Source organism: Alkalilimnicola sp. S0819, from assembly GCF_009295635.1.
GTDB lineage: Bacteria > Pseudomonadota > Gammaproteobacteria > Nitrococcales > WHIW01 > S0819.
In genome coordinates this window covers 22,713-43,039 of sequence record NZ_WHIW01000006.1, presented here as the reverse complement: position 1 = coordinate 43,039, position 20,327 = coordinate 22,713, and the positions used below count along the sequence as shown (strand labels likewise).

Below are 20,327 nucleotides of genomic sequence, written 5' to 3'. Positions count from 1 at the left end.
CGATCGGCGCATAGAAACGCATAGAACGAGACGAGCAAGCAGCCATGAACGCCCAATCCCTGATCTCCAAGGTCTGGAGTTTCTGCCACACCCTGCGCGACGACGGCGTGGGCTATGGTGACTACCTGGAACAGCTCACCTACCTGATTTTCCTCAAGCTCGCCGATGAATACTCACAGCCGCCCTGGAACCGCGCCGTGGGAATCCCGCCCCTGTATGACTGGGACAGCTTGAAGCGGCTGAAGGGCGCGGAGCTGGAGGCGCACTACATCACGTTGCTGCGTGAATTGGGCAAGCAGGACGGCATGCTAGGGCAGATCTTCGTCAAGTCCCAGAACAAGATCCAGGACCCGGCCAAGTTGGCGCGCATCATCGAGATGATCGATGCGGAAACCTGGGCCATGCTCGAGGCGGACGTGAAGGGCGATATTTACGAAGGGCTGCTGGAGAAGAACGCCGAGGACACCCGCTCCGGCGCCGGGCAATACTTCACGCCTCGCTCATTGATTCGCGCCATGGTGGAATGCGTGCGCCCGCGGCCGGGCAAGACCGTCGCGGACCCGGCCTGCGGCACCGGCGGTTTCTTCCTGGCCGCCTACGACTTCATCACCGAGCACCACGGCCGGGAGATGGACGCCGCCGAGAAGCGCTTTCTCAAGCACGACACCTTCCACGGCAACGAGATCGTCGCCAACACCCGCCGCCTGTGCCTGATGAACCTGTTCCTGCACAACATCGGCGAGATCGACGACACCCCCACCATCCTCTCCACCGACGCCCTGCTGGGCCCGGCGCCGCAGCGCTACGACTACGTGCTGGCCAACCCGCCCTTCGGCAAGAAGAGCAGCATGACGGTGAGCAACGCGGCGGGGGAGCAGGAGAAAGAAAATTTCGTCTACAGCCGCCAGGACTTCTGGGCCAGCACCTCGAACAAGCAGCTCAACTTCGTCCAGCACATCCGCACCATGTTGAAGGAAACCGGCCAGGCGGCGGTGGTAGTGCCCGATAACGTGCTGTTCGAAGGCGGAGCGGGCGAAACCGTGCGTCGCAAGCTGCTGGAGACCACCGATCTGCACACCATCCTGCGTCTGCCCACGGGTATCTTCTACGCCCAGGGCGTCAAGGCGAACGTGCTGTTCTTCGACAACCGCCCGGGGCGCGCGGAGCCCTGGACCCGGGAGGTCTGGTTCTACGACTACCGCACCAACGTCCACCACACCCTCAAGCGCAAGCCCATGCGCTACGAGGACCTGCACGACTTCATCGAGTGCTACAAGCCGCAGCAGGACCGCCACACCCGGGAAGAAACCTGGACCGAGGACAATCCGGAGGGCCGCTGGCGGCGCTATTCCCGCGACGAGATTATGAAACGCGACAAGGTCAGCCTCGACATCTTCTGGCTGAAGGACAAGTCGCTGGGGGATCTGGACAACCTGCCCGAGCCCGATGAGTTGGCCGAGGAAATCATCGAGAATGTGGAGGCGGGCTTGGAGAGCTTTCGGCAGGTGTTGGCGGGGCTGGACGCGCAACTCTGAAATTGACGCCTAATTCATGTTGCCTTAGTGTCGCTCTTCCGCCTCGCCACAACAAGGAAGGTCGAATCGGATACCTGATGCTTCGATAAACAAGAAACCGCAAGGGAATGCGAATGAAACCAGAAGAACAGCTGCACAGGCAGTTCCGCGCCAACCATGCCGAACTCCATGTCATGGCCTTGGACGATTTCGTCGAAGTGGCCGAGCGAGTATCCGGTGCCGTCAAATCCGGTAAAGCCAAGAGCACGGTGGGTAATGCGCTATTGGCGCTGGATGTCGTTGCGGCCGGGCGCCTCATCAAGGAATTTGGTTTCACGGGGCGAGCCGTAGCCAAGACCGTCCACGGCAAGACGTACATCATACTGAAGGGCGACCGGCGTCTGCGTAGCCGTTTGCCCGGAACCCGTTACAGCGCTAAGCATCCCAAGCTCGTAAATCTCGGTGTAGGTCATCGAGGCCGATTGGCGTCCTCTGTAAAGGGCTTTCGGTTAACCGTGTTCGCCGCTGTGGGCATGACCGTATTGAGCGAGTGTCTTGCTGACGAGTTCGTCGTCACCCGCTTGCTCATCGGCGTGACGGGCGATGTAGTCAAAGCGGGTATGGCGGCGGCAGCCGGGCTTATCGCCGGCGCCTTGGTCGGGATGGTGACGACAATCGTTGTAGGACCGGTTTTCGTCGCGGTTCTTGTGGGTGCGATGGTTGGCGCGGGTTTGCAGGCACTCGATTCGCGCCTGGGTATAACGGAAACCCTGGTGCAGGGACTCCTGGCGGCGTACGAGCGGGGCACCGGAAAGCTCGAGCAGGATTGGTGGCAGATGGAAAGCACCATTCGGGAGCGATTGCTTCAGGGCAAGGATGTTGGCCGCGGGCTTTTCTACTGATGACTCATTCAAGGCTTTTGTTGTTGGTCACACCGCTGTATCTGATCTGTTTTGCCAGTCTGGGGCTGTTGGCCTGGCTGGTTCAGGATGTTCACGCTGCCATGGCAAGCGGTGACGCGGCCATTCGAACGAGCACCGGGTGGCACTATATGCTGCTGCCAGCAGTGTTGCCGCTGATACATCTGATGGCGGTCATGGAGCATTTCGGCGCCAGGCGCGGCAAGGCCCTGATAAAACGCTATGGCGGGGGAGCTTTGGCGGTGGCTCTGTTGGTTCTGTACGGGGTGGGGTGGGGGCTGGAGTCGCGCCTGGTGACCACGGCGCTGAATGATGCGGGTTATTCGGCCTGCCCGGCGTCGGGCGGCGGCCTTCGCAGTGTAAACATCGAGTACGTACAGCCGGGGACCGCATGCGGAGGACGCTGAGAAAAACGCTGCTGGCGGTCGTCGTGACGGTCATCGCCTCGGCCTGCGCGCTGGCCTCTGATCCGCGCTTTTTTGACCTGGTCGTACCGCACGCCGACCCGGATTTTCCCGACACGTATGACATGACGGCTCTGTTTGACGCAGTGGCTTATTGTGATGAAGAGCGAGTCGGTGTTTTGCTGGCCAAGGGCGCCGACAGGCGTGCCGAGACACGCGACGGCAAGCGCCCCGAGGATTTCGCCAAACGTCTGGGCCGGGAGGCGATGGCGCGCCGTTTGGGCGCGGCCGAATGACCGAAGCGGCCGGAGAACCGCCCCTGGAAACGCTCGGTCATTCACCCTGGCTGGAGCGATGCCTCAATGGCCCGGCCGCCCAGGTGCGCGTGCACTACGCCCTGGCTGCGCTCAGGGCAGCCGATTCAGGGCTTCCATCATTTCCGCCGCCCCGTTCGTACCCCCGGGGATACTGGCGGCCCCCCGTGTGGGAAGCGTCAGCTTCATAGCGCGTTTCAGTCGGCATGACTGGTATGTCTATGCCGCCCTCCTGCTGGTTGCCAGCGACACAAGCCGTCGCGCATGCCCCGCACAATGCCGAAAAAATCGGAGGTACCCCATGCCTACAGCGCAACAAAAATACCGCGGCCCCGACGCCGAGGGCCGTAACGCCGTCATTGCCCTGGCCGCCTATGGCTCCCGCGTCCAGCAATGCCTGGCCCGCGCCCTGGATGACGCCAGCCCCACGTTCTACGCCCAGCCCCGTCCGGGGGCGCCGGTGGACCCCGCCCTGAGCGCGGTGGATCTGCTCTGCCTGGTGGTGGGCGACGACCCCGCCGCCATCGAGCAGGCCCGCGCCCAGCTCCAGGCCCTGCGCGCCGCCGACCGGCTGAGCCTGGTCCTCGCCCCCCGCGATGTGCAGCCGCGGCTGGCGCCCTGGGCCGATGCCCTGGGCGGTTGGCCCGATGGCGCGGGCGAGGAGGATCTGGTCGCCGCCCGCCGCCAGCGTCGGGCCGCCAGCAGCCTGACCGGCTGGATCGCCGGGCTGGAAAGGCTGCTCCGCGATCAGGGTCTGGTCTGCGTGGATTTCGCCGATGTCCGCTGCATCATCCACCGGGCCGGCCCCGCCGCCCTAGCCATCGGCCTGGGCCACGGCCGGCGCCGGCTGGATGACGCCCTGGCGCAGTTGCGCGCCTCGCTCTCCGCCCAGGGGGTGGACCGTCATGCCTACAGCCGGGCCATCCTGAGCATACGCGGTTCGGCGGAACTGTCGGTGGGGGATTTCGACTACATCGCCGGCGCCCTGCGCGAACTGCTGCCCACGGTGGGAACCCAGTGTCTGGGGCTGCGTGTCGATGAAGGCTCGGAGGGGGTGGAGCTGGGTTTGTTGCTGGCGGGGCAGGTGCAAGGCGAGCCGGATCACGACACAAGCCGTCGCCAGGGGAGCTATCGTGTGCCGAAAATCCTGAAGGAGAGCCAATGCTAGGCGCGATTGCAGGCGACATCATCGGCTCGGTCTACGAGTTCGACAACATCAAGACCAAGGACTTCCCGCTGTTCCGCGAAGACAGCGTCTTCACCGACGACACCGTGCTCACGGTGGCGCTGGCGGACAGCATCCTCAGCGGCCGCCCTTACGTGGATCTGCTGCACGAGTACTACCACCGCTACCCGGATGTCAGCTACGGCGGGCGTTTTCGCGCCTGGGCCGAGTCCGGCAGCCGTGAGCCCTACAACAGCTTCGGCAATGGCGCGGCGATGCGGGTCAGCCCGGTGGGCTGGGCCTGCGATGATCTGGACACGGTGCTGCTGGAGGCCGAACGGGCGGCGGCGGTGACCCATGATCACCCGGAAGGGATCAAGGGCGCGCAGGCGACGGCGGCGGCGATATTCCTGGCGCGCACGGGGAGCAGCAAACAGGATATCCAGAGCTGGATCGAACAGCGCTTCGGCTATGACTTGAGCACGCCACTGGATCAGATACGGCCGCATTACCGTTTTGACGAGACCTGCCAGGGGACGGTGCCGCAGGCGATCCGGGCGTTTCTGGAGTCTGAGGACTACGAGGATGCGGTGCGTAATGCCATTTCGCTGGGCGGGGATAGCGATACGCTAGCCTGTATTACCGGGGGCATTGCCGAGGCATGTTTCACTGTGCCCCGCACGGTCGAGGCCGTGGTTTCGCGGTTGCTGGGCGATGAGTTGGCCCGGGTTGTTCGCGGTTTTGAGGCTCGATATATCTCCTCCGCGCTCCAAGGCGGGCTCTCGTAACCTCCACGCCCCCTCCATCGCGACGACAAGGAATGCCGAATCGAATCACCCGCCGCTTTTCTACACCAGTCTGCGGTGCAGCGAGGGGCGGCTTTATTTAACCCGCCGTATAACGATCCCGCCCTTCGGCCTTGGACGCGTACAGGGCGGCATCCGCCCGGGCGACCAACTCATCCAGGGCCTCTCCGGGCCGGTGCTGGGCCATGCCTTGGCTGACCGTGATGGCCAGGGTATCGCGCCCGTAGCTGATCGGTTGCTCGTTTACCGCCTTGCGGATTTTCCCAGCCAGTTGCTCAGCGCCTTCAATCCTGCAGTCGCTCAACAGCACCACGAATTCATCGCCACCCCAGCGGCACAGTACATCGGTCTCGCGTATGCAGCCGCGGACGATCCGGGCGAATTCGCGGATCGCCACGTCGCCGCCCCGGTGGCCGTAGGTGTCGTTGATCGCCTTGAAATGGTCCAGGTCGATGGTGATCACCGAGACCGGCTCGCCCCGGCGCTGGGCGGCTTTCACCGTGCGCTCGAAGATCATGCCGAACACCTGCCGATTGGCGGCGCCGGTCAGCGGGTCGAGCATCGCCATGTCCTCGAGCCGGCGCTGATAACCGCGGATGGTAAAGCGCGCCAGCAGCAGCACGATCACGGTGGCGGTCAGGGCGAACAATACATTGATCAGCAGGGTGTTGAGGATGCGGGTTTCGGTCTGCGAGGAGGTCTGCTCGACGATCAGGTGCCAGTCCAGTTCGGGGATCAGGCGGCTGTTGACGTAGGCCGTCTCGCCGTTGGCTCGCTCATAGCTCAGCGAGGCGCTGGGGGTGGCGAGGATATAGGTGGCCAGGCGCTTGAGTCCGGGCACTTCCTGGATGCGTTCGGCCTCGGCATAGGCGCCGCCTCGCAGGGTGATGCGCCCGGCGCGGTCGATGAAGTAGATGTGCCGCCCGTAGCGCTCCTGGTAGGTCTGGACCAGTTCGGTGACGCGATTCACCGCCAGGCCGATGCCGATGGCGCCCAGGTAGTCGCCCTGGTAATCCAGCACCCGGTAGTTGACGAAGATGCTCACCCGGCTGCGATCGGCGGTGTCCTGGTCGATGTTGACCTCGTAGGGCTCGCGCAGCGCCCGGACCCGGAAGTACCAGGCGTCGGCCGGGTCGTCCTCGTCGATGGTCTTCAGCATGCCGTCCGGGTGGTAATAGCGCCGGGTCCGCTCGGAGACGAAAAAGGCGGTGGTGGTGGCGTACTTGTGCTGGATCGTGTCCAGGTAGCGGATGATGCGTTCGGGCTGCTCTTCGCCGGCCAGCGTCCAGTCGCGCACGAAGGTGTCGTGGGCCATCAGTGACGAGATGAGCGTGGAGCGCAGCAGATCGCGCTCGATCTCCGAGTAGATGTTGTCGCTGGTCAGCGGCAGGGTTTCGTCGGCGATGCGCTCGGTGAGCGAATCCTGGGCCACGAAGTAGCTGATCAGGCTGGTGGCCAGGAAGCCCAGCAACAACAGTGCGGCAAGGCCTAGCGACGCATAGAGTTTTTGTTGCTGCACGGGATGATTCACTCCGGCCGGCTCCACCGCCTCGGCCCCGGCCTCGGCAGGGTCAGGCGCAGAGGGTAAAGGATCGGAGGAATAAAGCCCATCCCGTATGAACCCGGCTTCGAAAGATTGCTTCAGGCCCCTGTCTCGGTAACCCCCGCCGCGAAGCGCGCGCCGCGCAGCCGGTTCAGCGCGGCCATCACCTCCGCCGCCCGGGGCCGGGCCAGATCCCCATCGGGGCGATCAGGGAGTGTCGTCAGGTCCTCGGCCAGCAGCGCCTCGATGGCCGCCACCGGGTCCGCCAGCGTCCCGCCCCGCTCGGCCAACCGCGCCAGCAGCAGGCCGATGGCGCGCAGCTGCGAGGGGTCCACCAGTTGCTCCACCGCCCGCAGGTCGATGTCCTCACGGCCGAACACCAGCGTGTCCAGGCCGCGTACCTTGATCCGGCGTTTGCCGGGCCGGGTGCAGGGGTCCAGGCTGTCGGCCAGCAGGGCTCGCCGGGCCGGGCGCTGCAGGGGGGATTCGGCCTCGGCGCGGCGCCCGGTGTGGTGGCGGGCGGCCACGGCCCGGGCCTCGTCGGTCACATCCAGCGGCAGATAATCCTGCATCTGGATCACCTGATCGGCGCAGTCGAAGTAGTCCCCCGAGCCGCCCATCACCAGCAGGGTTGAGACCCCCAGCCGGTCCCGCAGCTCGGCGATGCGGTCCACGAAGGGAGTGATCGGTTCCTGCGCCTTGGCCACCAGGGCCTGCATGCGCTGGTCGCGGATCATGAAGTTGGTGGCCGAGGTGTCCTCGTCCACCAGCAGGGCGCTGGCGCCGAGCTCCAGCGCTTCCTGCAGGGCGGCGGCCTGGCTGGTGGAGCCGGAGGCCAGTTCGGTGACGAAGGCGCGGGTGGATTTGCCGTAGGGCAGGTGGTTGATGAACGGTGAAAGATCCACCTGCTGCACGGCGCGGCCATCCTCGGCGCGTAGTTTGACGGCGCCGGGGTCGGTGACCACCTGCTCGCGACCGTCGCCGGGGAGGTGGTCGTAAACCCCCTGCTCCAGGGCGTTGAGCAGGGTGGACTTGCCGTGAAAGCCGCCGCCGACGATCAGTGTGATGCCCCGGGGGATGGCCATGCCGGTGAGTGGGCCGGCGTTGGGGGTGTGCAGTGTGATGCGCCGGCTCTCGGGGGATTGAAACGCGATGGCGTCTTTCAGTGGCCGGTCGTCCACGCCGGAGCGCCGCGGCAGCACGGCGCCGTCGCCGACGAAGGCCACCAGGCCGCGCTCGGCGAGTTGGGCGCGCAGGGCGGTCTGGTCTTCCACCGCCGCGCAATGGGCCTCCAGGGCATCCAGATCCAGCGCGTCGGCCTCGGCGCATTGGCGTATCACCTCCGGCAGCACCTCGCAGAGCACCTGCCGGGCGCGCTGGCCGTCGATACTGCGCCCGCGACCGGGCAGCTCCACGGTGTAGCGCAGCTCCACGCCCTCCGGGCGGAACAGCACCGCGGTGCGATCCAGCACGGTCTGGTGGCCGGCGTCCATGGCCAGCTCCCGGCAGTCGCGGGCGGCCTGGCGAAAGCGGCGGGCGATGAAATCCCGGGCGGCGCGCTCCCGTGCGCCGCCGCGGCGGGCGCTGTCCGGCAGCCGTGCCTGTTCCCAGGGCACCAGCGCGCGCAGCCGTGAGGGCGCGGCGTAGGGGTCGGCCTGTACGTGGTCGATGTACAGGCGGCAGCGGGGGTAGGCGTATTCGCCGGTGAGGGATTTGTAGGCCTTGTAGCCCCGGCCGTGCAGGGCGGCGAGTTGGCGTTCCAGTGCTTTCATGGGGCGGAGACCTTAGCAAAGAGGGGTTTGGCGCGACCAGCAAGGTGGTGGCCCGGGAGGCGCCGTCTCGCGGCGTGACACGGAGTGCCGGCACGTATCGTGCGATGATGCCCCGGTGGAGCTTGACGATTCTTCAGGGCCGATCTTCGCCAATGACCGATTTTTACACCCACAACGCCCACCGCCTCTTCGAGCAGTACCAGTCCCTGGCCTTCGAGGATGTGCATCGTGACTGGCTCGCGTACTTGCCGGCGCAACCCGGCTTTGCTCTGGATGTGGGGGCGGGCAGTGGGCGTGATGCCGCTGCGCTGGCGGCGCGGGGCTGGGAGGTGCTGGCTGTGGAGCCCTCCCGCGGTTTGCGAGCGCTGGGCGAGCAGGCTACCGCCGGGCAGACCGTGCAGTGGCTGGATGACGCCTTGGTGGAGCTTGCCCGGGTGTGCGCGACCAGTCAGCGCTTCAATCTCATCCTCGTCTCGGCGGTGTGGATGCATCTGGCCCCCGGGCAACGGGAGCGGGCTTTTCGCATCCTCACCGAACTGCTTGCCCCCGGCGGGCTGCTGGTAATCAGTCTGCGTCACGGCCCCAGCGACGACGAGCGCCGCTTCTATCCTTGCGAGCGCGGCGAGTTGGAGGCCTATGCCCGCAAGCGTGCCCTGCTCACCGCGGCGGTTTGTGACGCTGACGACCGTCTCGGCCGTGAAACGGTGCGCTGGGAGACGCTGGTCTTCCGCCTTCCCGACGATGGCACGGGCAGTTTGCCGCTGTTGCGGCATATCATCGTCAACGATCAGAAATCGTCCACCTACAAGCTCGGCCTGTTGCGCGCGATCACCCGCATTGCCGATAGCGTTCCGGGGCTGGTTCTCAGCCGCGATGACGATTGGGTGGAGATCCCCTTCGGCCTGGTGGGCCTGTACTGGATCAAGCTCTACCAGCCGCTCATCCTGCGTCATGGTTTGCGCCAGCTGCGCGAGGGTGCGGGTTATGGCTTTGCCAAGGACGCCTTCTATGCGCTGGAGACGGTTTCGCCACTGGACTTGCGGGTGGGGCAGAGCCTGCATGGGGACCTGGCCGCGACGGTGCTGCAGGCGATTCGGGATGCCTGCGCCACCATCGCCGGCATGCCGGTGCGTCATACCACCTGGCCGGGGGGTTCGACCCCGGTCTTCGCGGTGGAGCGTGGACGTGGCTTTCGTATACGCCCGGAGCCGATACGGCTGGACCGGGCACGGCTGGCCCGTTTTGGCCGCTTTCGCATCCCCGCGGCGCTGTGGGATTGCTGCAGCCGTTATGCCTGCTGGCTGGAGCCGGCCATCGTCAACGAGTGGGCGGACCTGATGGCCGGCTACCAGACCCGCTACGACAGGGACACCTTCGCCCGGGCCCTGCGCTGGGAGGAGGGGCGCCGCGACACCGGCGCGGTGCGCCGCCTGATCGATGCGCGGCTCGCGTCCGGGCAGGGTACGGCCTGCGTATGGACAGCGCGCGCCCTGCGCCCGCAGCGCTATGAGGTGGATCACTGCCTGCCCTGGTCGCGCTGGGAAAACAACGATCTGTGGAACCTGCTGCCCGCGAGCATCACGGCCAACAGCGCCAAGAGCGAGAAGCTGCCTGCCGCGGCGCTGTTGCAGGATGCCCGGTCGCGTATCGTGGACTGGTGGGAGGCGGCCTACCTGGGAGGGGAGCGAGAGTGCCAGTTTTATGCGGAGGCCCAGGCCGCACTGCCCATGATCGGCGAGCGCCGTGATCTGCCGGCGGTGTTCGAGGGCCTTGCCCAGCAGCGCATGCGCTTGAAGATGAACCAGCAACTGGCGGAGTGGCAGGGGCTGATCTGACGCCGTAACCGGATTATCCCGATGCGGGCGGTCACCGCCGACCGAACAACAAGCCCAGCAGGAAGGCCACGGCGCCGGCGATCAGGACGGTTTGCCAAGGGTTCCGGCGTACGTAGCGATCGGTGCTGCTGGCGGCATGACGCGCCCGGGTGGCGGCGCGGTCTTCGATGGCAGCGGCCTTGCTCATGGCATCGGAAAGCCGGCCCTTCAGGCGCCAGCGCACGGCGTCGGCGCGCCGGCGGGCATGGGCCCCGGCGGGCCTGAGCAAATCTTCCGCGTCGGCCACCAGCGATCTGAGTTCCGCCACCACCTTGTCGGCAAGGGGGTCTGCATTGCTGCGCATGTTCGTTCTCATGAGGCGCTCCTGCTCCGAAGTCGGCGATCTCGCGTAACCCTGTGATCTGCCCCGGCCGTGCTCAGGGCCTGACCTCCAGCCGGTTGTGCACCGCATGCACGCCCGCCACGTACCAGCAGTCCTGCGCCGCGAGTCGGCGGTTGACCTCGCTGCGCACGGCGCCTTCCAGGGTCACCTCCTGGTTGCGGGTACGCACGTGGATCTGCTCGCCGTCGAAGCTGGGGTCCTTGTCCAGCACGAGTTGAATGGCGTCGCTGAGTTCGTCGTCGGTGTCCTGCTCCGCGGGCTGGACATGCAGGCGGTTATCCACGTCCGCGGTACCGGCGGTCCACCAGGTGAGCACCTCGGCCAGGCGCCGGTGGGAGAGGCTGTTCACCTGGCCGTCCAGGCGCACCGTCGAGCTGCCCTGAGGGACGGTCACGCGTATCCAGTCGCTGCCGTCATCGGGGGGTGGCAGGTGCTCGTCGAGCAGCGCGCAGCCATGGAAGACCGGTTCCTGTGTGAGGCTGTCCAGCACGGCACCGCGCAGCCCGTCTCCGTCGCGGTGTCGGCTGGTGCGGAGCAGCAGCCGGTCCAGCACCGGCTGGTCGCCACTGTGTTCACGGGCGATGCGCAGGGCCTTGCGCTTGGCGCTGATGTGCTCCACTTCGCCGGCCAGCACCAGGGCGCCCTCCCGCAGCTGAAGTTCGATCGGGAAGGTATGCAGGTTGATGTCCGGATCATGCTCCATAGCCGCCCGGACCTGGCTGATCACTTCCTGACCCATCATGGGGTTCCTCCCTGGGCTGGGTGTGCCCGCTGAGGAAAAGCATAAGCACTCTTCAGTATTGATAGTGGGGCGGGAGGGGGTAGGTGCAAGGGAGGACGGGGCAATGCCCGCACGCAGCCGGATGGCCTTGTGAATCGCGCCACCTCTTGAACATCGCCCGCCTCGCCGCTCACACTCAACGAAGGCCATCGGCGCAGGAGGCACCATGACCCGGCGCGAGGCATCGCCCACCATTCCGGCGCTGTTCACTGACCTCTACGAACTCACCATGGCCCAGGCCTGCCTGGCCGAGGGGCTGACCGGGCAGGCCGTGTTCAGCCTGTTCGTGCGCCGCCTGCCACCCTCGCGCAATTATCTGCTCGCCTGCGGGCTGGAGACCGTGCTCGATTATCTGCAGCGGTTGCGTTTCACCGAGCCGGAACTGGCCTACCTGGCCTCCCTCGGGCGCTTCTCCGATGCCTTCCTCGATTGGCTGCGCGGTTTTCGCTTCACCGGCACCGTGCATGCCGTGGCCGAGGGCACCCCGGTGTTCGCCAACGAACCGATCCTGGAGCTCAGCGCGGCGCTGCCCCAGGCGCAGCTGGTCGAGACCTGCGTGATGAACCAGATCCACGTCCAGACCGTGCTGGGCAGCAAGGCGCAGCGCATGGTCAGCGCGGCGCGGGGTCGGCCGGTGATCGATTTCGGTGCGCGCCGCACCCACGGCGTGGACGCCGCGCTCAAGGCCGCCCGCGCCTTCCACATCGCCGGGGTGTCGGCCACCTCCAATCTGCTCGCCGGCGAGCGCTACGGCGTGCCGGTGGCGGGCACCATGGCGCACAGCTACATCCAGGCCCACGATGACGAGGCAGCCGCCTTTCGGGCCTTTACCCGCCGGTACCCGGATACGGTGCTGCTGGTGGATACCTACGACACGCTGGCCGGCGTGGACCGGGTGATCGCGCTCGCCCGGGAGCTGAGCGAGGATTTTCGGGTAAGCGGTGTGCGCCTGGACTCCGGCGAGCTGGACGCCCTCGCCCGCGAGACCCGGGCGCGGCTGGACCGGGCGGGCCTGGGCCGGGTGAAGGTGATCGTCAGCGGCGGGCTGGACGAATGGGCCATCGCCGAGCTGCGGGCGGCGGGCGCGCCCATCGACGGCTACGGGGTGGGCACGAGCATGGGGGTGGCGCCGGATGCGCCGGATCTGGACATCGTCTACAAGCTTTGCGAATACGCCGGTGAAGGCCGCTTGAAGCTCAGCCCGGGCAAACCCATCTTGCCCGGACGCAAGCAGGTTTTCCGCCAGCTCGAAGCGGACGAGGCGGCGCGGGATGTGATCGCCCGCGCCGATGAAACCCTCCCAGGCGAGCCCCTGCTGGCCCCGGTGATGCGGGATGGCGAACGTCTGGCCGCCGGGCGGGTGTCGCTGGAGGCCGCCCGCGAGCACGCCCGGGAAGCCTTGGCGCGGTTGCCGGCGCCCGTGCGGGGCATCGCGCCGGCCGAAAGCCCCTACCCGGTAGCGGTGAGTGAGCGACTGGCCGCGTATCACCAGGCGGTGGAGGAAAAACTGCGGGGGAGCTGACCGAGCGGAGGTGAACCATGGCAAAAGCCGTGCCGAAACTTCAGGCGGGCGATGCCCTGTTATTGGTCGATGTGCAGAACGATTTCTGCCCCGGCGGCTCCCTGCCCATTCCCGGGGGTGACGCGGTGGTGCCCGTGCTCAACCGCTGGATCGACGCCGCCCGTCAGGCCGGGGTGCCGATCTACGCCTCGCGCTGCTGGCACCCGGCCGAGCATGTGAGCTTCGAGTCGCGGGAAGGCCCCTGGCCGAGCCATTGTCTGCAGAACAGCCCCGGCGCCGACTTTCATCCCGATCTGCGCCTGCCCGAGGACGCGGTGCTGATCACCAAGGGGGAGCGCTTCGACCGCGACCAGAATTCCGCCTTCGACGACACGGGGCTCGCCCAGCGGTTGCGCGATGATGGCGTGCATCGGCTGTACCTGGGTGGCCTGGCGGAGGATGTCTGCGTGCTGGCCAGTGCGCTGGATGCCCGCCGGGAGGGCTTCGAGGTGGTGCTCATCGATGAGGCTACCCGGCCGATCACCCCCGAAGGGGGCTTGCAGGCGAGAAGGCGGATGCGCGAGGCGGGTGTGGTGATGGGCGAATGAGGCCGTGTGCGTGTTGACACGAATGGCCGATCTTGCGGGTGGGCCTGCACGGCCCTGATCGAGAGCTTGCGTCCCGACACAAAGGGCTTGGTCATGCGAAGAATGATGCTGTTTGTCAGCCTGTTGCTCGCGGCCGCCCCGCTCATGGCGGCCGGTGATGGCTTGGTGAGGACGCAAAGCCGGTATTCCGTGGAGCGTACGGCGCAGCGTCTGGTGCAGGCGCTGGAGGAGAAGGGCATGACCGTGATGGCGCAGGTCGATCATGCCGCCAACGCGCGTCGGGTCGGCAAGGAGCTGCGCCCGACGCGCCTGGTGATCTTCGGCAACCCCCGGGTGGGCACGCCGTTGATGCGGTGCAGTCAGACGGTTGCCATCGACCTGCCCCAGAAGGCCTTGATCTGGGAGGACGCCGAGGGCGTGGTCTGGCTGGCCTACAACGAGCCGGAGTATCTGGCGTATCGCCATGGTGTGGCGGGCTGCGCAGACGCACTGGCCAAGGTGGAGGCGGCTCTGGCGGGCTTTGCCCGCGCCGCGACTCGCTAAGGCGGGTCTGGATTCTCCGGAGCAGAAGGGGCTTTACCGCCGAGGTTAGGTCATCGCCGGGGGTTCGTCATTGCCGGCTTCTTGGTGGTCTTGGCTCAAGCCTTGGGCCAGTCGGTCCTGATTGTGCCGAAAGATGTCAGGCCAGATTGCGCAACAGGTGCCGGGCCAGCGTTTGTGCGCGAGCCCGGTCGACGCCGCTCTTGATCAAGGTGCGCAGCCCGCTCATGCCCGCCACCAGGTAATCCGCCAGCGCTTCGGGATCTTCGGCGGGGTCCACGCTGCCTTCGGCCTGGGCTCGCTCCACGGCGGCGCGGAACACCCCAAGCATGCGCTTCATGCCCTGATCCACCAGCCTCGAAACGGCGGGGTCGAGTTGGCCGAACTCGCTCGCGGCATTCAACAGCAGGCAGCCGCGCTGGCCCTGCGGGTCACCGGCGGTGGCGGCGACGCCGAGGAAGGTCTGCTCGAGAAAATCCCGGGCGCTGGCGGCTTCGGCCAGGCGCCATTTCAGCTCGCCCGCCGAGGAGCGGGTGTAGTCGTCCAGGCAGCGGGCGAACAAGCCCTGCTTGCTGCCAAAGGCTTGATAAAAACTGCTCTTGGACAGGCCCGTCTGCCGCAACAGGGTCTGCAGGGAGCTCGCCTCGTAGCCCAGCTGCCAGAACACATTCGTGGCGGCTTGCAGGGCGCGCTCGGTGTCGAAGGCTCTTGGTCTTCCAGCGCTCATGCGTGCATTATTGGAGCGATCGGTCCACAATGCAAACCACAACGAATAACGAGGAGGCCGAACAATGGCCAAGACAGCCGTGTCATCACCGCGCCTGGCCGGGTTGCGCAAGGCGCTGGTGGTTGCGTTGGTCGTGGGCCCTTTGCTCACCTTGATCAACCAATGGGATGCGCTCTTCGGTGACCAGCCCTGGAGTTCCTGGCAGTTCATGCTGACCATGCTGGTGCCCTTCGCGGTGGCCAGCTTCGCCGCGGGTTCCGCGACCCGCCATAGCGCCGCGCTGGCGGCGGCGTATGAGCGGGACTTGGAGGCCACCCGACGGTCCCAGGTGGGGGGGCGCGCCGGCGGCGGGTCAGCGCAATTGCTGGATCTGGCTACCGAGGTGCGTGAGAACGCCAGCCAGGTCAACCACGCCTCGCGGGAGCGGGTGACCTTTCTGGAGGATTTCGCCGGCCATACGCGCGAGAGCGCGGAGCGGGCAAGGCGGTTGTGCCTGCAAGCCACCGATAGCGTTGAGCACCTGCGAGAGGGGCAGTCCATTCTCTCGGCGCTGGGCCAGCGCAGCACGGAAACCGCCGAGGGGCTGAACGGAGGGCGACGGCAGAGCGCCGAGGCGGCCCGCGCCGTGGAGGACTTCCAGGCCGAGTTCGGCCGCATCCACGATCTGGCCGGCAGCATTCGGGAGATCTCCGGGCAGACCAATCTGCTGGCCCTGAATGCGCGCATCGAGGCGGCACGGGCGGGGGATGCGGGCCGTGGGTTCGCGGTGGTGGCCAATGAAGTGAATGACCTGGCCGCGCGGACCGACGAGGCCGTGGAGGAAATCGCCGGCGTATTGGACAAGGTTGCGCAGAGTGCGGGGGACGTGGTCGCGCGGGTGGCCCATCTGGGCGAGAGTCTGGAGACCTGGGCCGACGGGGCCGCGGAGGCCGAGCGGGAGATACGCGCGGTGCGCGAGATGATTGGCGGTGCGGAGGGTGCCGCGGCGGCGTCCCTGGAGCATGCGGAAGGCCAGGAGCAGGACATGGAGCGCATGCTGGCGCAGGTCGAACAACTGCTGCTGGACACCCAACGCGCGGTGGAAGGTTCCGCCACCAATATGCGGCTTGCTGGGGAGCTGGCCGAGGCGGCACGGCGAACCTAGCCCGCTGCAGAGCGGCAGCGCCCCGGCGCGGGCTCGCAGCCCGCGTGCAGCCGCCGGTTGATCGCCCGGTCCAGGTTCTGTATCCAGCCGTTGTAGTTGCGGTGGATATCGGTGCCGTCGTAGCGCAGCTTGCGGCTGTCCCGGTAGCGGATGCTGTAGGCCTCGCGGTCATAATGAATGTCCACCTCGGCCAGGTGCCCGCGCAGCTGCAGCCGGCCGAGCAGCTGCCCCGGAGCGACGGCTTGTATGTGCCAGCCCAGTTCGGCGCCGGCCTGTATTACCGCCCGGGCTATCTGCTCATCACTCAGGTCCGTGCGGTTGATCGGCGCTTGCTGCACGTTGTAGACCGGTGCCGTGCGACAAGCGGCGAGGGACGCGGCCAACAGCGCCAGGCCCAACAGAAACAGCTTTCGGCGATCCATCGCACTTCCCCCTTGGTTGCGGTATTCGATCGATGCCTCTGTCATGACGGCAGGCGTTCCGCAATGATTGCCGCCGAGCGAGCCAGCGCCTCGGCCTCCGCCGCGTCAAGCCGCGGCTCGAGGACTCGTGTAGCCCCATCCCTGCCCACCACGGCCGGCAGCGACAGCGGCACCCCGTCCACGCCGGCCACGCCCTGCTGCAAACGCGAGACGGTCAACACCCGATCTTCGTTGTGCAGCACCGCGGCCAGTACCGAGGCGGTGACCAGGCCGATGGCCTGGTTGGTGGCGCCCTTGCGGCGGATGATCTCGTAGGCCGCGCCGCGCACTCGGGCGGCGATCTCGGCTTCCAGCTCCTCGTTCCAGCCCCGCCAGTCGCGCAGCGTCCGCCCGCCGGCCTGGGCGGCGGACCAGTTCACCAGTTCCGAATCGCCGTGCTCGCCCAGCACCTGGGCATGCACGGAATGGGGGTGCACGCCCAGCTGTTCACCCAGCTCGAAGCGCAGCCGGGCGCTGTCCAGGGTGGTGCCGGTGCCGATGACCCGCTCGGCGGGTAGTTCGGCGGCGCGGCGCAGTACTTCGGTGAAGATATCCACCGGGTTGGAGACGGCGATGATCACGCCGGCGAAACCGCGCAGCGCCTGGCCCAGGCTCTCCGCCACGGCGAGGTTGTCGCGCAGCAGCGCCAGGCGGGATTCGTCGGGCTTGCCGCCGCGCCCGGCGCTGACCACGACAGCATCCAGCGTGGTGAAATCCGACAAGGGCGCGGCACGCACCCGGGCGCGCGGATAGAGCAGGGCGCCGTGGGCGAAATCCAGCGCCTCACCCTCGGCGATCTCGCCGCGCACATCGTGCAGCAGCAGCTCCTGGGCGAGGCCCCGCTGCAGTACGGCGGCGGCGACACTGGCGCCCACCCAGCCCAGGCCGATGATCCCCACACGTGCCATGTCGTTTACCTCCCCGACGTTGGCTCTTGTGTCACGGTCCGCGAACAGCTCAGGAGCCGCCGGGGTAGGGCGCCTGGCGCAGCAGTTTCGCCAGGTGCGCGGTGTTGCGCGCGAGGGTGGCGGTGGTGCCGGCCACGGTGTCCGGCACCTGCTCCAGGTCCTTGTAGTCAATGCCCTGCATGGCCTCACCCACCCAGTAGCTCATGGCGCCCGCGGCCAGGGTGAAGCCCACATCGTTCAGCCCCTGGAAGAGTTCCGCGCCCGCGTGGTGGGCGCCGTCCTCATTGCCCACCACCGCCACCGCCGCGACCCGCCCGAAGGTCACCATGCGGCCTTCCTCGTCGGTTTCGCCGAGAAAGGCATCCAGCCGCTCCAGCACCCGCTGACACACACTGGAGGGGTGCCCCAGCCAGATCGGCGTGCCCAGCACCAGAATGTCCGCGTCCAGCACCTGGCGCCGTATTGCCGGCCAGTCGTCATCGGCGCCTTCGTCGGCGCTCACCCCGGGTTTGATGTTGTGGTCCACGGCGCGCAGCAGCTCGCCCGTGACGCCCTCACCGGCCAGGGCGTCCAGTATCTGGCGCAACAACAGCTCGCAGGAAGAATCCGCCGGCGAGGGCTTCAGGGTGCAGTTGAGGGCGATGGCGGTCAGGCTCACGGCGGCACCTCGGCTGACGTCGGGCGATGTATTCACATCTCGGCGCCCGGAGGCCGGAGTTCAAGGAGACCGCCAGGGAAATCTGCGGCGGGCGAGTCAGCACTGGAGGGGGCGGGGAGTGCTCAGCTCTCGGGCGGTGCGGCGCCGGTCAGCGCCTCGTGCAGCCAGCGCACGTGCTGCGCCACCCGCTCCTCCAGGTTGGGGGCAGGGGCGGTGCCGCGTCGGGCGGCCTGCTGTCGCACGTGGTTTTCCAGATCCAGCAGGTCCAGGGGTTCGAAGCCCGCGTCGGCGGTGCTCTCGTCGTCTTCCTGCGCCTCGGCCAGTTGCAGATACAGCCGGTAGTAATGGTCGGCGGCCGCCATGTAGGGGGCCGCGCCCTGCTGCGCCAGATACTCCGCCACCGTTCCATCCTGCCCGTAGCGCCCCTCGGTCTGCGGATGGGGCGTGACCTCGACGAAGTATTCCTCGTCGCGGCTGACAATGCGCCCCAGCGGATAGACCCGGCAGACCAGCGGCCGAAGTAGCAGGACGAGGAGGGAGAAGATTGTGGTGTGTGGGAGTTGATGGTTTATCGCTAAGCCTGCTGTCGGAGCCCGGCCGACCATGAGTATTCCCGCGTCCCGAAGATGGGGGGCTGAGGGGATACTCAAGGGGCGCGCGGCGGTCATCTTGTGATGCCGCCCACCCGATCACAGCTTGTGGATTTGCTCGTTGATGGCCCGATCGAGATTCTGGCCCAAGCCGTTGTGGTTTCTGTGGATATCCACGCCGTCGTACTTGAGGTTGATGCTGTAGCTCTCGGCGTCATAGTGCACATCCACCTCGGCCACGTGGCTGCGTAGCGCCAACCGACCGAGGATCTGCCCCGGTGCCAACCGGGTGCATTCGCCAGCCGAGCTTGGCGCCGGCGAGCATGATCGCGCGTTCCACCTGCTCTTCACTCAAGGCCTTGCGGGTAATCGGTGCCCCATGGGCGTTGTACACCGGCGCGGTGCTTCACGCTAATGTGTGGTGTAATCATCGCGGGTATCAGTCGACCGCCGTGACACTCGAACCCCCGCCAGCGTACCCAGCCCGCCCAACGTCATCGCCGCACTGAGCAGAAACACCAGCGACGGGTATCCCCGATCAACCACGGCCCCCAGCAGCATCGGGGAGATCACCATGCCGACGCTGAAGCCGGTGGTGACGATGCCGAAAGCGGTGCCGATGCTGCCCGCCGGCGTTGCGTTGCGTACCATGACGTCGCGCAGCGGCGAGACCACGGCGAGGAAGAAGCCGGCCAGCGCTATCATCCCGCCGACCAGCGCCAGTGGCAGTGCGCCGAGGCCGAGCAGCACCAGGAACAGCGCGGAGATGATGAAGGCGATGCCGGTGGCCCGTTCGTGGTGCACCACCCGGTCGGCCAGCCAACCGCCGAGCAGGGTGCCGAGGGCGCCGGCGACGAAGTAGAGCGTCAGCGCGAAGTTGGCCTGGGACATCTCGATCTGGTGCAGCTCGACCATGGCCACCACCGAAAAGCCCTGTATGCCACTGCTGGCCATGGACACGACCACGTAGAAGAGGAACAGTGCCGCGATGGTGGGGGTGAGCAGCAGCGCCAGACCGTTGCGGCGGCCTTCGGCGCGTGCCCGGACCTTGCTGGCATGGGCCTCGCGGCGCTGATCGGCATCCGATAAATGCTCGCCGGGCAGGGTTAGCAGGGCGGCGTAGGCCAACCCCGTGAGGCCCAGCACGATGAGCGCTATCCGCCAATTGAAGAGTGCTGTCAGTCCCAGCACGGCGGGCGGGGCGAGCATCCAGCCCATGTAGCCGGCGAAAAGATGCAGGCTGAAGGCGCGGCCCATGCGGGGCGAGCCGACGCGGGCGGAGAGTATGGCGTAGTCTGCCGGGTGGAATACGGCGTTGCCGGTGCCGGCCAGAGCCATGAAGATCAGCATCCCCCAGTAGGCCGGATACAGTCCCACCAGCAGGATGGCCGCGGCATTGAGCGCGAGCCCCAGTGCGAGCACCGCACGGCCGCCGATGCGGTCTACCAGCAGGCCCATGGGGATTTGCATCAGGCCGGTGACGCCGGCATACACCGCGAGCAGTAGGCCCAGCTCGGCGTAGCTCAGCCCCAGATCACCGTGCAGCAGCGGAAAGATCGGCGGCAGCACCAGCATGTAGAAGTGGCTGAAGGCGTGCGCTGTGGATACCAGCCCGAGGGTCTTCAGCTCCGGGCGGGGAAACAGGTTGAGCAGGGCAGTGGCGGCGGAGGTCACAGGGTGTCCTCAGCGGTGCGGTGGCCGAGGCGGACGGGAGGCAATGGCCGTCGCGGCGCTCGTTGCGTGCGGCCGCTTGG

The 20,327-nt window shown here is 67.0% G+C and carries 22 protein-coding genes; 11 read left to right on the top strand and 11 right to left on the bottom strand.

What is annotated here, in order from left to right; all coding sequences use genetic code 11:
- Positions 1-44 precede the first annotated feature (44 nt).
- The 6 genes from GBG68_RS06880 to GBG68_RS06855 all read left to right on the top strand — a co-directional run bounded on the left by GBG68_RS06880 (position 45) and on the right by GBG68_RS06855 (position 5,105).
- Positions 45-1,535: a class I SAM-dependent DNA methyltransferase gene (locus tag GBG68_RS06880; RefSeq protein WP_152146202.1), complete on the top strand. Its 1,491-nt coding sequence runs from the start codon at positions 45-47 to the stop codon at positions 1,533-1,535.
- A 113-nt stretch (positions 1,536-1,648) separates the two neighbouring features.
- A complete protein-coding gene (locus GBG68_RS06875) occupies positions 1,649-2,416 on the top strand; it encodes a hypothetical protein (RefSeq protein WP_152146201.1) in 768 nt (255 codons plus the stop codon).
- Between the two features lie 23 nt (positions 2,417-2,439).
- Positions 2,440-2,841 (top strand): hypothetical protein, encoded by a 402-nt coding sequence (locus tag GBG68_RS06870; protein ID WP_152146200.1) that lies wholly within the window; start codon positions 2,440-2,442, stop codon positions 2,839-2,841.
- Entirely contained in the window at positions 2,826-3,134 is a 309-nt protein-coding gene (locus GBG68_RS06865; RefSeq protein WP_152146199.1) for a hypothetical protein, read from the top strand. Before GBG68_RS06870 ends, GBG68_RS06865 begins: the two co-directional genes overlap by 16 nt.
- Positions 3,135-3,453: 319 nt before the next feature.
- Complete coding sequence (locus GBG68_RS06860) at positions 3,454-4,320, top strand: hypothetical protein (RefSeq protein ID WP_152146198.1); 867 nt, start codon at positions 3,454-3,456, stop codon at positions 4,318-4,320.
- Entirely contained in the window at positions 4,314-5,105 is a 792-nt protein-coding gene (locus GBG68_RS06855; protein WP_152146197.1) for an ADP-ribosylglycohydrolase family protein, read from the top strand. The genes GBG68_RS06860 and GBG68_RS06855 overlap by 7 nt, the downstream gene beginning before the upstream one ends.
- A gap of 97 nt (positions 5,106-5,202) precedes the next feature.
- Here the strand turns inward: GBG68_RS06855 and GBG68_RS06850 are convergent, their stop codons facing one another.
- Both GBG68_RS06850 and GBG68_RS06845 read right to left on the bottom strand, forming a co-directional pair.
- A complete protein-coding gene (locus tag GBG68_RS06850) occupies positions 5,203-6,642 on the bottom strand; it encodes a sensor domain-containing diguanylate cyclase (RefSeq protein WP_152146196.1) in 1,440 nt (479 codons plus the stop codon).
- A 122-nt stretch (positions 6,643-6,764) separates the two neighbouring features.
- Complete coding sequence (locus GBG68_RS06845; RefSeq protein WP_152146195.1) at positions 6,765-8,438, bottom strand: ABC-ATPase domain-containing protein; 1,674 nt, start codon at positions 8,436-8,438, stop codon at positions 6,765-6,767.
- A gap of 152 nt (positions 8,439-8,590) precedes the next feature.
- Here GBG68_RS06845 and GBG68_RS14545 point away from each other — a divergent pair, with 152 nt between their 5' ends.
- Entirely contained in the window at positions 8,591-10,273 is a 1,683-nt protein-coding gene (locus GBG68_RS14545; RefSeq protein ID WP_152146194.1) for a methyltransferase domain-containing protein, read from the top strand.
- A 31-nt stretch (positions 10,274-10,304) separates the two neighbouring features.
- Here GBG68_RS14545 and GBG68_RS06835 read toward each other — a convergent pair whose 3' ends face one another.
- Complete coding sequence (locus GBG68_RS06835; protein WP_193222250.1) at positions 10,305-10,628, bottom strand: DUF883 family protein; 324 nt, start codon at positions 10,626-10,628, stop codon at positions 10,305-10,307.
- A gap of 61 nt (positions 10,629-10,689) precedes the next feature.
- Positions 10,690-11,397, bottom strand: coding sequence for a BON domain-containing protein (locus GBG68_RS06830; protein ID WP_193222249.1), 708 nt, complete (start codon positions 11,395-11,397; stop codon positions 10,690-10,692).
- A gap of 205 nt (positions 11,398-11,602) precedes the next feature.
- On the opposite strand from GBG68_RS06830, the gene GBG68_RS06825 reads away from it, so the two are divergent.
- From GBG68_RS06825 to GBG68_RS06815, 3 genes are all read left to right on the top strand, one after another.
- On the top strand, positions 11,603-12,958 hold the full coding sequence (locus GBG68_RS06825; RefSeq protein ID WP_152146191.1) for a nicotinate phosphoribosyltransferase: 1,356 nt from the start codon (positions 11,603-11,605) through the stop codon (positions 12,956-12,958).
- Between the two features lie 17 nt (positions 12,959-12,975).
- Entirely contained in the window at positions 12,976-13,545 is a 570-nt protein-coding gene (locus GBG68_RS06820) for a nicotinamidase (RefSeq protein ID WP_152146190.1), read from the top strand.
- A gap of 93 nt (positions 13,546-13,638) precedes the next feature.
- Positions 13,639-14,088 (top strand): DUF302 domain-containing protein, encoded by a 450-nt coding sequence (locus tag GBG68_RS06815; RefSeq protein WP_152146189.1) that lies wholly within the window; start codon positions 13,639-13,641, stop codon positions 14,086-14,088.
- A gap of 136 nt (positions 14,089-14,224) precedes the next feature.
- On the opposite strand, the gene GBG68_RS14160 is transcribed toward GBG68_RS06815, so the two are convergent.
- Positions 14,225-14,812 carry a TetR/AcrR family transcriptional regulator gene (locus GBG68_RS14160; RefSeq protein WP_193222248.1) on the bottom strand — a complete coding sequence of 196 codons (588 nt, stop codon included), beginning with the start codon at positions 14,810-14,812 and terminating at the stop codon, positions 14,225-14,227.
- 64 nt (positions 14,813-14,876) lie between these two features.
- Between GBG68_RS14160 and GBG68_RS06805 the strand changes: the two genes are divergently transcribed.
- Positions 14,877-15,956, top strand: coding sequence for a methyl-accepting chemotaxis protein (locus tag GBG68_RS06805; RefSeq protein WP_152146188.1), 1,080 nt, complete (start codon positions 14,877-14,879; stop codon positions 15,954-15,956).
- Here the strand turns inward: GBG68_RS06805 and GBG68_RS06800 are convergent.
- From GBG68_RS06800 to GBG68_RS06775, 6 genes are all read right to left on the bottom strand, one after another.
- Complete coding sequence (locus GBG68_RS06800) at positions 15,953-16,378, bottom strand: hypothetical protein (protein WP_152146187.1); 426 nt, start codon at positions 16,376-16,378, stop codon at positions 15,953-15,955. The two genes, GBG68_RS06805 and GBG68_RS06800, sit on opposite strands and share 4 nt — an antisense overlap.
- A gap of 41 nt (positions 16,379-16,419) precedes the next feature.
- Complete coding sequence (locus GBG68_RS06795; protein WP_152146186.1) at positions 16,420-17,325, bottom strand: lactate/malate family dehydrogenase; 906 nt, start codon at positions 17,323-17,325, stop codon at positions 16,420-16,422.
- Between the two features lie 49 nt (positions 17,326-17,374).
- The gene (locus tag GBG68_RS06790) at positions 17,375-17,983 is read right to left on the bottom strand and encodes a flavodoxin family protein (RefSeq protein ID WP_152146185.1); all 609 of its coding nucleotides are present in this window, start codon (positions 17,981-17,983) and stop codon (positions 17,375-17,377) included.
- Positions 17,984-18,105: 122 nt separating this feature from the next.
- The gene (locus tag GBG68_RS14155) at positions 18,106-18,588 is read right to left on the bottom strand and encodes a hypothetical protein (protein WP_193222247.1); all 483 of its coding nucleotides are present in this window, start codon (positions 18,586-18,588) and stop codon (positions 18,106-18,108) included.
- A gap of 84 nt (positions 18,589-18,672) precedes the next feature.
- A complete protein-coding gene (locus GBG68_RS06780) occupies positions 18,673-18,858 on the bottom strand; it encodes a hypothetical protein (RefSeq protein ID WP_152146184.1) in 186 nt (61 codons plus the stop codon).
- A 126-nt stretch (positions 18,859-18,984) separates the two neighbouring features.
- On the bottom strand, positions 18,985-20,247 hold the full coding sequence (locus GBG68_RS06775; RefSeq protein WP_152146183.1) for an MFS transporter: 1,263 nt from the start codon (positions 20,245-20,247) through the stop codon (positions 18,985-18,987).
- Positions 20,248-20,327: the final 80 nt, after the last annotated feature.